The 13,034-nt window shown below is 69.0% G+C and carries 7 protein-coding genes, 1 tRNA gene and 1 pseudogene; 2 read left to right on the top strand and 7 right to left on the bottom strand.

Annotated features, from left to right (window positions below; translation table 11 throughout):
- Positions 1-2 precede the first annotated feature (2 nt).
- From ettA to OG787_RS32770, 5 genes are all read right to left on the bottom strand, one after another.
- Complete coding sequence (gene ettA / locus OG787_RS32790) at positions 3-1,667, bottom strand: energy-dependent translational throttle protein EttA (RefSeq protein ID WP_405537606.1); 1,665 nt, start codon at positions 1,665-1,667, stop codon at positions 3-5.
- A gap of 191 nt (positions 1,668-1,858) precedes the next feature.
- Positions 1,859-3,283 (bottom strand): Cys-Gln thioester bond-forming surface protein, encoded by a 1,425-nt coding sequence (locus tag OG787_RS32785; protein ID WP_369033298.1) that lies wholly within the window; start codon positions 3,281-3,283, stop codon positions 1,859-1,861.
- Positions 3,284-3,497: 214 nt separating this feature from the next.
- Positions 3,498-3,962, bottom strand: a complete 465-nt coding sequence (locus OG787_RS32780) for a single-stranded DNA-binding protein (protein ID WP_405537605.1) — start codon at positions 3,960-3,962, stop codon at positions 3,498-3,500.
- A gap of 294 nt (positions 3,963-4,256) precedes the next feature.
- Positions 4,257-6,323, bottom strand: a complete 2,067-nt coding sequence (locus OG787_RS32775) for a GTPase (protein WP_405537604.1) — start codon at positions 6,321-6,323, stop codon at positions 4,257-4,259.
- A 5-nt stretch (positions 6,324-6,328) separates the two neighbouring features.
- Positions 6,329-7,948, bottom strand: coding sequence for a dynamin family protein (locus OG787_RS32770; RefSeq protein WP_369033301.1), 1,620 nt, complete (start codon positions 7,946-7,948; stop codon positions 6,329-6,331).
- Between the two features lie 323 nt (positions 7,949-8,271).
- Here OG787_RS32770 and OG787_RS32765 point away from each other — a divergent pair.
- A tRNA-Arg gene (locus tag OG787_RS32765) sits at positions 8,272-8,347 on the top strand.
- A gap of 868 nt (positions 8,348-9,215) precedes the next feature.
- Here OG787_RS32765 and OG787_RS32760 read toward each other — a convergent pair.
- Both OG787_RS32760 and OG787_RS32755 read right to left on the bottom strand, forming a co-directional pair.
- Positions 9,216-9,614 (bottom strand): annotated as a pseudogene (locus OG787_RS32760) (recombinase family protein); the annotation flags it as partial.
- A gap of 521 nt (positions 9,615-10,135) precedes the next feature.
- On the bottom strand, positions 10,136-10,345 hold the full coding sequence (locus OG787_RS32755) for a hypothetical protein (protein ID WP_405537603.1): 210 nt from the start codon (positions 10,343-10,345) through the stop codon (positions 10,136-10,138).
- 1,699 nt (positions 10,346-12,044) lie between these two features.
- Between OG787_RS32755 and OG787_RS32750 the strand changes: the two genes are divergently transcribed.
- Positions 12,045-13,034, top strand: coding sequence for a hypothetical protein (locus OG787_RS32750; RefSeq protein ID WP_405537602.1), 990 nt, complete (start codon positions 12,045-12,047; stop codon positions 13,032-13,034).

Here is a 13,034-nt window from a genome sequence, read left to right as displayed (position 1 = left end):
GATCAGCCCCGGGTCAGCTTCTTGTAGGTGGCGCGGTGCGGGCGGGCGGCGTCGGCGCCGAGCCGCTCGATCTTGTTCTTCTCGTAGGACTCGAAGTTGCCCTCGAACCAGAACCACTTGGACTCGCCCTCGTAGGCGAGGATGTGCGTCGCCACCCGGTCCAGGAACCACCGGTCGTGGGAGACGACCACCGCGGCACCCGGGAACTCGAGCAGCGCGTTCTCCAGCGAGGACAGGGTCTCGACGTCGAGGTCGTTCGTCGGCTCGTCGAGGAGCAGCAGGTTGCCGCCCTGCTTGAGAGTGAGCGCGAGGTTGAGGCGGTTGCGCTCACCACCGGAGAGGACGCCGGCCGGCTTCTGCTGGTCCGGGCCCTTGAAGCCGAACGCCGAGACGTACGCGCGGGACGGCATCTCGACCTGGCCGACGTTGATGTAGTCCAGCTCGTCCGAGACGACGGCCCACAGGGTCTTCTTCGGGTCGATGTTCTCGCGGCTCTGGTCGACGTACGAGATCTTGACGGTCTCGCCGACCTTGATCGAACCGGAGTCCGGGGTCTCGAAGCCCTGGATCATCTTGAACAGGGTCGTCTTGCCTGCGCCGTTCGGGCCGATGACGCCGACGATGCCGTTGCGCGGCAGCGTGAACGACAGGTCGTCGATCAGGACCTTCTCACCGAAGGCCTTGGTGAGGTTGGTGACCTCGACGACGATCGCGCCCAGGCGCGGGCCCGGCGGGATCTGGATCTCGTCGAAGTCCAGCTTCCGCATCTTGTCCGCCTCGGCGGCCATCTCCTCGTAACGGGCGAGACGGGCCTTGGACTTGACCTGACGCCCCTTGGCGTTGGACCGCACCCACTCGAGCTCTTCCTTCAGACGCTTCGCACGCTTGGCGTCCTTCTGGCCCTCGACCTTGAGACGGGAGGCCTTGCTCTCCAGGTACGTGGAGTAGTTGCCCTCGTAGCCGATGGCGCGGCCGCGGTCGAGCTCCAGGATCCAGCCGGCCACGTTGTCCAGGAAGTACCTGTCGTGGGTCACGGCGACGACGGTGCCGGGGTACTTGGCGAGGTGCTGCTCCAGCCACTGCACGGACTCGGCGTCCAGGTGGTTGGTGGGCTCGTCGAGGAGCAGCAGGTCGGGAGCCTCCAGGAGCAGCTTGCAGAGCGCCACGCGGCGGCGCTCACCGCCGGAGAGGTTGGTGACGGGCCAGTCGCCGGGCGGGCAGCCCAGGGCGTCCATGGCCTGCTCCAGCTGGGTGTCCAGGTCCCACGCGTTGGCGTGGTCCAGGTCCTCCTGGAGCTTGCCCATCTCGTCGAGGAGCGCGTCCGAGTAGTCGGTCGCCATGAGTTCGGCGACCTCGTTGAAGCGCCTGAGCTTGCCCATGATCTCGGCGGCGCCGTCCTGGACGTTCTGGAGGACGGTCTTGGACTCGTCGAGGGGCGGCTCCTGGAGGAGCATGCCGACCGTGTAGCCGGGCGACAGGAAGGCGTCGCCGTTCGACGGCTGCTCCAGGCCCGCCATGATCTTGAGAACGGTGGACTTACCGGCACCGTTCGGGCCGACCACACCGATCTTCGCGCCGGGCAGGAAGCTCAGCGTCACGTCGTCAAGGATGACCTTGTCGCCGTGCGCCTTACGCGTCTTGCGCATGGTGTAAATGAACTCAGCCAAGAGAAACCGTCCGGCAGCTTGAAATCTGGCAGTGGTGGGTTACACCCCATCTTGCCGTACCGCCACCCCTGCGGGGAAACGAGTACGTCAGCGGCCCCGGACGCCTGGAGGGCGGGCCGGGGCCGCTGGAATCAGTGGGTCACCGGTCGGTCACACACTGTGGAGTTGTCAAGGTGCGGTGTCGCTCGCGCTCACTCCTTGGCGCCTGTTCCGTGCTGCTCCTTCTTGCCTACGAGGAGGACCACTCCGCCGCCGATCACCAGCAGGACGATCGCCATGCCCGCGATCATCGGTGTCGCGCTGGAGCCGCCGGTCTCTGCCAGGTTCACGCCCCCGGCGGTGGTGTCGTCGCCCGCCAGGGCCGGGCTCGGTTCGCTGAGCGTCTGGACCGAGTCGCCGGTCGCCGCGCCCTGGGTCTCGCAGTCGAGGACGCCCGTGAAGCGCTGCTCGAAGGCGTTCGGTCCCTGGATCGTGAAGTCGTACGGCTGGTCCTCCTGGAGGGGGATCGTCACCGTGCGCGACTCCCCGGCCTCGATGGTGTGCTCGAAGCCCATGAGCTGGAAGGTGAACGCCTCGTCGCCTTTGTTGGCGGCCGTGATGTCCACACCGTTCTCGGCGCAGTTCTTCTGTGCCGACAGCGCGGGGACCGGACCCGTCGCCGCCCAGTTCGCGGTCGCCGTCGCGGAGACCGTGGACTCGCTGGAGCCGGCGAGGATCTGGGTCTGGCTTCTGCTGTCGGAGGTGAAGGCACGGCCGACCGGGACGCTGGTCGAGGCCTGGACGCTCAGGGCGGCCGAACCGTCCGGCGCGTCCTCGGGCACCTGGAAGAAGACCTGGCCGCCGTCGACCGCGGACGTGACCGCCCTGCCGTCCTGGTCGACGACCCGCACCCCGCTCGTCGCCGCGTCGGCGGGCGGTATCACCGTGACGCTGTCCGCGTCGGTGTGCACGGTGACCGGTCCGAGCCGCTCGCCGGGGTGGCCGGAGACCGCGGGCGGGTCGAGGGTGAGCGAGGCCTCGGGCTCCGCGAGGTTCTCCGCGCTCTTCTCCAGGTAGTCCGCGAGCTTCTCGGCCGCCGGATCCACGGCGTCCACGTCCGCGCCGTCCGAGTAGCGCCAGATGGCCACCTGGGTGCCCGCCGCCGCGTCCTGCTCGGTGAGGCCTGCCGCGCCCGCCCGGTCGGCCAGCGCCGCGAGGTCGTTCACCTGCGGGTAGGAGTTCTGAAGGATCCAGCGGATCCGGCCCGCGTCCTTGTTGCCGCCCAGGGAGGTGCCGCTCCAGGAGGTCTCCTGGTACTTGGCGTCCTTCTGCGTCGGGTTGTGCAGGTCGACGCAGTACGTCTGGAGCGTGCCGCCGTTGTCGACGGACATCTCGAACAGGCCCGCGGAGATCTGCTCGTCCCCGTCGTCCCCGTGGACGACGGCCGCGCCGTACGTCTTCAGCCCGCCTATGGTGGCGGTCGCCCCGCCCTGCTGCTGCGGAGTCCCGTCGGCGACGGCCGTACCGGCGCCGACCAGCGCACCGGTCATGGCGAGACCGGACACCATCGTCGCGGCGGCGAGCCGGGCCGCCGCCGCTCGCCCGCGCCCGGACAGCGCGGAGAACGAAGAAAACACAGGATTCCCTTTCGAACAGGGCTCGTTGACGTGGGGGGTGCGGTCCCGCCGGCAGCATCAGGAGCCCCCTGAGCTATGCCCGGCATCCTAGGGACGCGGGCGGACCGCATTTCCCAGTCCGGTCATCGGATAACCGATCCGACTCGGAATCGTTATCGCCAAGATCATCCGCGTGCCGGTCAGTTCACCGATAAGCCTCAGTTCGGACCTGAGGTCACGTCACCGCCGCCGGTTCCCGCCGCTGTTGGGTCTCCTCGTCGGCCGCCGGTGTCTCCCAGTCGGGTTCCGGACGGGACGGCGACCCCGCCTCGCCCCTGAGCGGGCCGGCCGAGCGGCGGAACGCCGATGTGCCCCGTGCGAGGTCGTGGCCGATCGCCACGGCGTCGATGTCCGCCGATGTCCAGCTCTGCCCGTCGCGCACCTCCGTGCGCACCTTCAACCGGCCCTGCACGATGACCGGTTCGCCCAGCGTCAGGGACGCCCCGACGTTCGTCGCGAGCGCCCGATTCGCCCACACCGTGAAGAAGTTGGTGTGTCCGTCCGTCCACGCGTTCTTCTCACGGTCCAGGTAGCGTGAGGTCACCGCGACCCTGAACCTCGCCGACGCCCCCGACGCCAGGTCTCGGTAGACCGGCTGCGTCGCCACGTTGCCCACCACGCACACCATCGTCTCGTTCATGCGGACCACCCCTCCCGGTCCCGGCGCACTCACGCCGGGCGGATACCCGTACGGGCCCGTCCCGTACGGCTGCTTCCGGCACGGCGACCGTGTGTTTCTCCGGTCACCGCCCCGCGTCGATCGCGTCCGTCGTGATCGCCGCGAAGCCAGAATGCATCCGCCGGGCCGAGCCCGCTGAGCGCTGTGGACTACCGGCCGGTTGTGGACAACTCCGTCACCCGACCGAGTGATCCACTTCCCTCTCTCGTCTCACTCCTCCGGGGTTCACCTCATTTGACCTGCCGTTTTCCGCTCTCACCCCACCACCGCACGAGCCCCTGTCACCCGCACGTACTGCTCCCGCACCTCGCGGTACCGCAGCAGTTCGGCCGCCACCGGATCCAGGACCCGGGCCCGGCCGCAGCCTGCCGCGGCCTCCCGCAGCCGGCGTTCCGCCTCCAGGCCGTACCGGCGGGCAGGGCCGCGAGCCGCCAGTTTGCAGCTCCACTCCACGCCCGGGCCGCCGACGATGCCCACCGACATCAGCAGCACCGGCACGCCCAGGTTCGGTGCCATGACGCCGACGATCTGGGCCACCAGCCACAGCCCGCCGACGATCTGAAGGAGCGTCATGGACGCCTGCGCCAGTACGGCCACCGGCCACCAGCCGGGCCGGGGCGGTCGTCCCGAGGGCGTCCCGGCGCGGGCCGCCAGTTCGTCCAGCGCCTCGGGCAGGCCCTGGGAGCCCCGTACGGCCGCCTCGCGCACCGCCAGCGCCCACGGCGCGGGCAGTCCGGCCGACGCCCGCTCCGCGACCGTACGCACCGCCTGCTCGACCCGCTGACGGGCCGTGGCCTCCTCGTCCGGCTGCGTGCGTACGGCGAAGCGGCCGGTGGAGGGTTCGCGGCGGTCCTGGTACCAACGCCACAGCCGCAGCCACGGGGTGCCGCAGGCACGGTTGGCGTTGCGCAGCCAGGCGCGTTCGGCGGCCTGTCCTGCGGCGGTGGCGCCCACGGCGTCGGCGAGCCGGTCGGCGAACTCGTCCCGGGCCCGTTCGCTCAGCCCGGCGCGCCGTCCGGTGGCGTACACGGGCCGCAGCTCCCAGGCGGCGGCGTCGAGGTCGGCCGAGATCCGGCGGGCCGCGGCCCCGCGTTCGCCCACGAACTGTCCGAGCGCCTCGCGCAGTTCGCCGATGCCGTCCCCGGTGAGCGCGGACAGCGCCATGACGGTGGCGCCCGGTTCGCCGTACTCCCCCAGGGCGATGCCGTCGTCGTCGAGCAGGCGCCGCAGGTCGTCGAGGACCTGGTGGGCGGCTTCCCCGGGGAGGCGGTCCACCTGGTTGAGGACGACGAACATGACCTCCGCGTGGCCGGCCATGGGCCGCAGATAGCGCTCGTGGAGCACGGCGTCCGCGTACTTCTCCGGGTCGACGACCCAGATGACCGCGTCGACCAGTGCCAGTACCCGGTCCACCTGTTCGCGGTGCTGGACGGCCGCCGAGTCGTGGTCGGGCAGGTCGACGAGGACGAGGCCGCGCAGCTGCGCCTCCGCCTCCGCGCTCTGAAGGGGGCGCCTGCGCAGCCGTCCCGGGATGCCGAGGCGGTCGAGGAGGGTCGCGGCGCCGTCGCTCCAACTGCACGCGATGGGCGCGGCGGTGGTGGGCCGGCGTACCCCGGTCTCCGAGATGGGTACTCCGGCGAGGGTGTTGAACAGCTGGGACTTGCCGCTGCCGGTGGCGCCGGCGATGGCGACGACGGTGTGCTGTCCGGAGAGCCTGCGCCGGGCGGCCGCCTCGTCGAGGACCCGGCCGGCCTCGGCGAGGGTTCTGCTGTCGAGGCGGGTACGGGACAGGCCCACGAGTTCGCGGAGCGCGTCGAGCCGGGAGCGCAGCTGTCCGTCGTACGCCAGAGGCATCACGGGCTGGGGGGTGGCGGTGATCCGGGGCTCGACGACCGTCTCGCGCGTGTGGCCGTCGGTCTCGGAGACACGGCGCGCGATGAGTCCGTCGTCCCAGGCGCCGGAGGGTTCGGATTCGGTTCGGGGGTCCTTGCCGGTGTCCTTGCGGATGTCCTTGCGGGTGGCAGGAGTACGGATGGCAGGAGGTCGGGTGTCGGAATCGCTCTCCACGCGCGCGTGGCCGTCGCCGTCGGCGGAAGAGGCCTCCCCGGGGACGTCGGAGGCGTCGCTTTGGGGCGCCCCGCCATCGCCCTCCGTTTCCTCCTTCTCCTTCTCCTTCTCCTCCTTCTCCCCGGCTTCGTCGTCGGAGAGCCCCTCCTGTGGAGGCGTGTTTTCGGCCGGGGGCGGCGGATCGGTCGGCTCGGTGGGCTCCGCGGGCCCGGTCCCCGAGGTGTCGTGGTGGTCCTGGTCAGTGACGGCGGTCACCGCGGTCACCTCTCCTTCTGAAGTACGGACAGCGCGGCGATGAGTTCGGCCTGGGGCTCCGGATGGACGTCGAGGGCGTCGAGCGGGGCGAGGCGGCGCTCGCGTTCGGTGTGCATGACCCGGTCCAGATGGTCGGCGAGGAGCCGTCCGCCGCGGTCGCGCAGCCGCAGGGCGCCGTGGGCGCCGATGCGTTCGGCGAGGCCCTCACCGGCGGACCTGGCGCGTCGGCCGCCCAGCAGCGCGGTGGCGACGAGCGCGGCGACCGCCTCGACGTCCGGGGCGACACCGCGGTCGAGGTCGCGCAGCTCCTCCTCGGCGTACTCCTCCAGCTCGCGCCGCCACCGCCGTACGGCCATCCCGATACGGTGTTCGACGCTCTCCTGGGTCGGGTCGGGGGCCGTCAGTTCCGGGGCCCCTGCGGCGGGTTCGCGGCGCCAGGCGTCGTCGACGCGTTCGTCGGCGGCGGTGACGGAGCAGAGCAGGAGGGCGCAGAGGCTCTCCACGAGGGCGTCGAGGAGTTCGCCCGCGGTGCAGTCGAGCGGGAAGGCGCGCCACCGCTTGAGCGCGTCCCCGGCGAGCACGGCACCGGCCTGCAACCGCCCCCGTACGCGCGCGTGCTCGCTGTCGTAGGCCCCGTCGACGGCCGCGGTGAGCCGCAGGGCGGCCGAGTACTGCGCGGCGGCGGCGCCGGCCAGTTCGGGCATGCGGGACTTGAGGGAGTCGAGGACGCCGTACGCCGTACGGGCCATGGCCTGTTGGCGGCTGGCCGGGTCCTGGGCCTGCTGGGTGAGCCAGGCCTTCAGCGGTGCCACCGCGGTGGCCGGAAGCAGCCCACCACCCCAGGCGGATTCGGGCAGTTCGGGCACGGTGAAGCGCGGTACGTCGCCGAGGCCGGACTTGGTGAGGAGGGCGCCGTACTGCCGGGACACCTCGGACACCACCTGATGGGGCACCCGGTCGAGGACGGTGACGAGGGTGGCCTGGTAGTCCTTGGCGGTGCGCAGGAGGTGCCAGGGGACGGCGTCGGCGTACCGGGCGGCCGTGGTGACCATGATCCAGATGTCGGCGGCGCAGATCAGTTCGGCGGCGAGGACACGGTTGTCGGCGACGAGGGAGTCGATGTCGGGGGCGTCCAGGAGGGCGAGTCCGCGCGGCATGCTGTCGGCGGTCTCGACGCGCAGTACCCGGGACCCGTCCTCGCCGGGGAGCAGCAGATCGTCGTCGGGGTCGCGGCCGGGCTCCTGTTGGGGCACCCATACGCGCGTGAGGTCGGGCAGTACGCGCATCCCGCTGAACCAGTGGTGGTCCTCGGGATGGCAGACCAGGACCGGTGTCCGGGTCGTGGGCCGCAGGACGCCGGCCTCGCTGACCCGGCGTCCCACAAGGGAGTTGACGAGGGTCGACTTCCCGGCCCCGGTGGACCCGCCGACAACGGCGAGCAAGGGCGCTTCAGGTTCCCTCAGTCGGGGCACCAAGTAGTCGTCGAGTTGCGCGAGCAGTTCGTCGCGGTTGGCACGCGCGCGTGGAGCCCCCGCCAGGGGCAGCGGGAAGCGTGCGGCGGCGACACGGTCGCGAAGGGCGGAGAGTGCGTCGAGCAGCTGAGGCCGTACGTCCAAGGTCACCACATGCGAAGAATGCCCAATTTTAGGGGAATTCTGAAGCATATGGGCATGTCTGCGCGCCGACGGAACACAAGGGACGGAAGGGATGACTGGGACGTAGGCATAGTCCAGGCATAACGAGTGCACAACACCCGATGCGCGGGACGCCAAAATCGGTGCACGATTCGTACCTGCCTGCGATTATCAGGACCGCTTCACTGAACCTCCACATTGAGCCACGGAGGCGAAGCAACCAGGACAAGGACCCGGGAGCCCTATCCTTGTCCCCGGCAACGTCAAGGACCAGCCCGCACCCGGGCCCACCGCGACCGAGGCCACCACACCCGGCCCCCGTAGCTCAGTGGATAGAGCAGGCGCCTTCTAAGCGCTTGGCCGCAGGTTCGAGTCCTGCCGGGGGCGCCACACAGAAGGATGGCTGTGAGGGGTTCCTCTCCGCACTCATGCCTTCCTCCTTGCTCGTGCGGGACCGTCCTCGCCCCGAGTGGGGCAGAAGGTCCGCCATAGCGACTACTGCGGCAATCGTGTCACCGGTCAGCGTGACGCGACAGGCCGCCGTCTCGGTCCGATGGTCGTAGTTGATCTCAAGTCGGAGCACGTCGAAGAGACGCCGCGCGAGCGTCTCGGGCACCGCGGCGAGGTCGACCGGAACTACTGGCAGCTGACAGAGAAGCCCTCGGTTCGGCGTTTCCTGAATTTCGGCTTCCAGTCCGGCGAGCTGCCGTTCCAGATCCAACTGCTGGCCGCGCAGCTCGGCGCGCCGGTCGTTGATGTCGCGAACGAATTCCCGGCCAGGATCGTCGACGAGTTCCAGGTTCCGGATGAGGCGCTTGCTCCTGGTCTCGGCCTCCTCGATCGCCGCCCGCAGCGCCACTCCACGCTCCCGCCGTTCACGCTGCTGGTCCGTGTCCAGCTGGTCCAGACTCTCGGAGAGCAGATCCGACCGGTACTCGCCGAAGACCTGCGCGGCCAGGAATTCGTTGATGCCGTCGAGCAGGCCCGGTTCCGGCACCCAAATGCTCGCCGGATGCTCCGGCGGGCGGTACGCCCTTTTCGGGGCGCAGACGTAGTAGCTAACCCCTTTGCTCGGCTTGCCGTAGAAGCGTCGGCCGCACTGCACACAGAACACGTAGCTGCGCAGCCGGTAGCTGCGCTGCGCCTGCGGATGCCGGCTCAATCCCCCGGAGGTTCGCGAGCGCTCGCGATGGCCAGCGATCTGCTGGGCCTGCACGAACGTCTCCAGACTCACCAGCGCCTCGTGGGTCGGCTCGGGGGACCACACCCACTCTTCCACCGGGTTGGGACGGTTGCGACCCGCACCCTTGCGGGCGCGACGGTTCCACACCATGTGGCCGGTGTGCTTCGGGTTGGTCAGGATGTCGCGGACGTTGGAGTACGTCCAGTGCCCGACTGCCGTATCGGCCAGGATGGGCGACGGTGGCGGGTTGGTCACCAGATCCAGGCTGAGCCGATCCGCGATCGCCTCGTAACTCAGGCGCTCCACAACTCGCCACTGGAACACCTTCTGCACGACCAGGCCTTCGACCAGGTGGACTACCAGCAGAGTCTTCTTGACGCCCTTGGCCCTCTTCGCGGGCACGGGATGCGGGATGGGCTGCCCCCGGTACCCGTAACACGCCTTTCCGACGTTGTAGCCGTGCTCGGTGTGCATCTCGAAGCCTGCCCACGACTTCTCCAGCAGCTCAGTGACGTACCACTCGGCCACTCCCTGCTTGACCCGTCGCGTCAGGACCTGGGTGGCCGCCTTGGTCTTCCTGAGATTGCCTCCGAGGTCGATCGGCTCGTCGGAGGCGAGCAGAGGCAGACCGGCCTGCTCCAGCTGATATTCGATCTTGGTGCTGAAGTACGTGTTGCGTGCGATTCTGTCGATCGCCTCGCAGATCACCGCGTCGAATCGGCGGTCCGGACGTTCCGCCTCCTCTAGGAGGTCCTGGATGCCGCCATCCCTCGGAATCGGGATCTCGAACTGTTCGTGCGCGGTGCCACGTCCGCGAGTGTCCAGGGCCATCCGTCCGGACTCCACGTCGTAGAAGTGCGCGACGATCATGGCGTTCTCGGGCAAGGCGATCTGGCTGTGGCGCAGTTGGCGCGGCAACGAGAGCGTGGGGTCCTGCAGATCACGGGTGGAGGTCCTGCCCACCCAGGCCACCCTGATCAGTTGCGGTGCCGTGCCTACCGGGGGTTCCGCGGCTCTGGCGCGCTGCTCGATCCAGGATCTGACCGCTGCCGGGCCACCCATTCGACCACCTCCCGTATCACCCGCGCCTGTTCGCGGCGCAGTTGAGCTCCTTCTGGGCCGTCCAGGACCTGGATCTCGAACGTCATCCGGACCTTCTTCTTCGCCCGGAACCGACCACGGCGTTCGTCTGACGTCTCAGCCATGGCGGCGGTATCCGCTCAGACGGTCATCGGCCCCGCGATTGCGGAGTGCAGGACACGGGTGATCGCCGGGAACGCCGTTCAAGGGAAGAGGGACGTCACGGCGGCTCGTTTCCGCCCGACCGTGCCGAGGTCGGCCGTGCTCAGCCTTCACGGCGAGCACCACTCGATTCCGCTGTCCACTACCAAGCTGCTGGACGGGAATACTCAGCGTAACGCCGAAATGGCTTCGGCGGAACCGAAGTCGCATACGAGCCATGTATCCGGATTGCAGTGTCCTCAGAGCGTGCTCCCCATTGTCGGGAACGGCCGGCTGAAGCTGCTGTTGGGCCCTACGCCCAGGCGGCGCGGGAGATGGAACCTGGAGATCGAATTGGATGAGAGACGCGGGAAGGGCCGTGCGCATCCACGCGCCATGAGGACTCACCATGTCGCCGGAATCGTCGCTGTAGGTGACGGAGTCGAGAATTCCGACGGTCCCCGCAAAGACGGCCCAAGGGGCGCCACGAGCCCAGTCGTCTGCGCACGAATCCACGTACGCAAGCACACTGTTGAAGCTGCCTGGGATCTTCACGCCCGAGTTTTCCCGCACGGGAGTCTGTCGTACGTCCGTCTCCGGACCGAGCGATGGTTTCGCCAGTCCGTATGGCGACTCAACCCTCATGCAATGACCAATGGTTGAAAGGCTCCCGGACGGCACCGACAGGGCCTCCCGGGGCGCGAGGGCCACGTCCCGCCGCTGTGGGTCAACGACGGTCGGTCCGCAGCAGTACCCGAGTCGTCGGGAATCGATCGGTAAGCGAGAGATGGACTCGCCAAGAAGTCCGGGTACCGACTGAGCCGGGACCAGCGGGACGCTCTCATCAACTCGACGGGCCACGTCCGGGGTGGTCCTGAGCACCTCGATCGTGCGGCCGAGTTGGCCTGCGGTCTTGGCTGCTCCGATCAAGGCAGGCAACCGACCCTCATCGGGCCGGTCTCGCGAAGGCGGGGCCATGAGCAGCGCGCGGTGGCTGGGGCGAGCGCAGTTGGCGACGACCCGGACGATCGTCTCCATCAGCCGCGGTTCGATCAGTCGGGCGTCAGGGTGGTCGGAGTGTCGGGCGATCACCCACGCAGAGCCCGAGCGGTGGGGGCGCCGGGGCGCCCGGGACCGTTCGCGGCGCGCGGGTCGTCGGTGCGGTCGTGGTGTCATGCCCACTCCCCTGGATGCGATGAGCCAGCTGATGCGCTGTCACCGCAAAAGGCCGGGATACGGGGTTGTTTTGGACACCGTGCTGAGGTGTCTGCTGCTTCGTCGAGCTCGCACCGGTCTCGGTCCCCGGCCGGACCGACCAAAGGAAATCCACTGGCGGCCCTCTGTGGATTTTCCGCCATGACGCGGGACACACGATGAAACCTGCCCTATGGCGGTTCTTTTAGAGCGAGAGCCGTGATACCGACAGGTCGCGTGACCGGCTACTGCGACACCAAGAGGCCACTAAATATGCAGGTCAGGAGCCACTGAAGCCCTACTAAGACCGAAATTAGCCCACACCAGGCCGGCACAACCACCTCCACAGAAAAGGAGAATAATTAAGGCAGCTTTAGTAGAAAATTAGCTTTCTCAGCGAATCACCCTGTTGCCGTCTTGTCCTTTTCTTGTCGGCCGTCTGGATTCCTTGAGGCGTCATTCTCCCGCCTTGTGAAGGAGTCCTGTGACATGGCCGACAGGCATCATGCCCGGCACGCCCGCGCCATCAGCCAGCCGTTGCCGCTGGATACAGCGAGGGAATGCTTCACGCTGTTGGTGACCGGCCCTCAGCCGTTGTCCTTGGACGGGCGACGCTACGCGGGACTACCCAACCGGCTTGTCCCGCTCAATGAGTTGCGGGACCGGATGCTGCGTCGGAGCTGTCCGCGGCGCACCCGGGACGAGATCTGGGCGCACCTGGTGCGGCAGTCGAGGGAGCACGGGGCGACGTGGACGCTGGCGTGCACCGGTATGGCGCTGCCGGCGCTGGCCGGGGTGGCTCGCTGGCTGGCGGCCCGGTTCCCCGATGACGTGTTCGATGTGCATGCCGAGGTGCTCTCCGGGTTCCTCGGCGCACTCGCGACGATCGATGTCGACCGGCCGCGGGTCCTGGTGCGACTGCGGTGGGCCGCTTACCGCTCCGGGTTCGCGGCACTGTGTGAGGCGTTGGACGCACCGATGCCCGTGGCCGGTGCGTTCCGGTCGGCGCCTCCGAAGGCGCCGTGGGGTCACCCGGACCTGGTGTTGGCGGAGGCAGTCCGGCAGTCGGTCCTGAACCGGACCGAGGCGGACCTGATCGGTGCCACCCGACTGGAAGAAACCCTCGTCACCGACTGGGCCAGTCGCAATCACATGACCACGGAAGCCGCCTACAAGGCGCGCTGGCGCGCCGAGCGGCGCCTAGTCGCGTTCCTGCGCGAGCAGGCCGACTCCGCCGACCCGGACGACCCTGTCGCTTCCCATGTCGTCAGCAGCCTGACTCCTGCGGCCCCTACCAGCCACAGCCCCTTAAGGTCACGCAGCGTCACTCCTGAGTCCCCGGGCGGCCCGGCTCGACCGCGTCGGAAATCCGCGGCGGCAGTGTCCAAAACGGGCTCCGATTCCGGCCTTCTCGCGTGCGGGGAATCCACACCCGCCCGCACGCCCCATGTGTCTTCGGAGGTGCCAGGATGCGTCTGA

Source organism: Streptomyces sp. NBC_00075, assembly GCF_045041225.1.
Taxonomy (GTDB): domain Bacteria; phylum Actinomycetota; class Actinomycetes; order Streptomycetales; family Streptomycetaceae; genus Streptomyces; species Streptomyces adonidis.
Note: the sequence above shows the minus strand (reverse complement) of the source record. Positions and strands in the feature narration are given on the sequence as shown.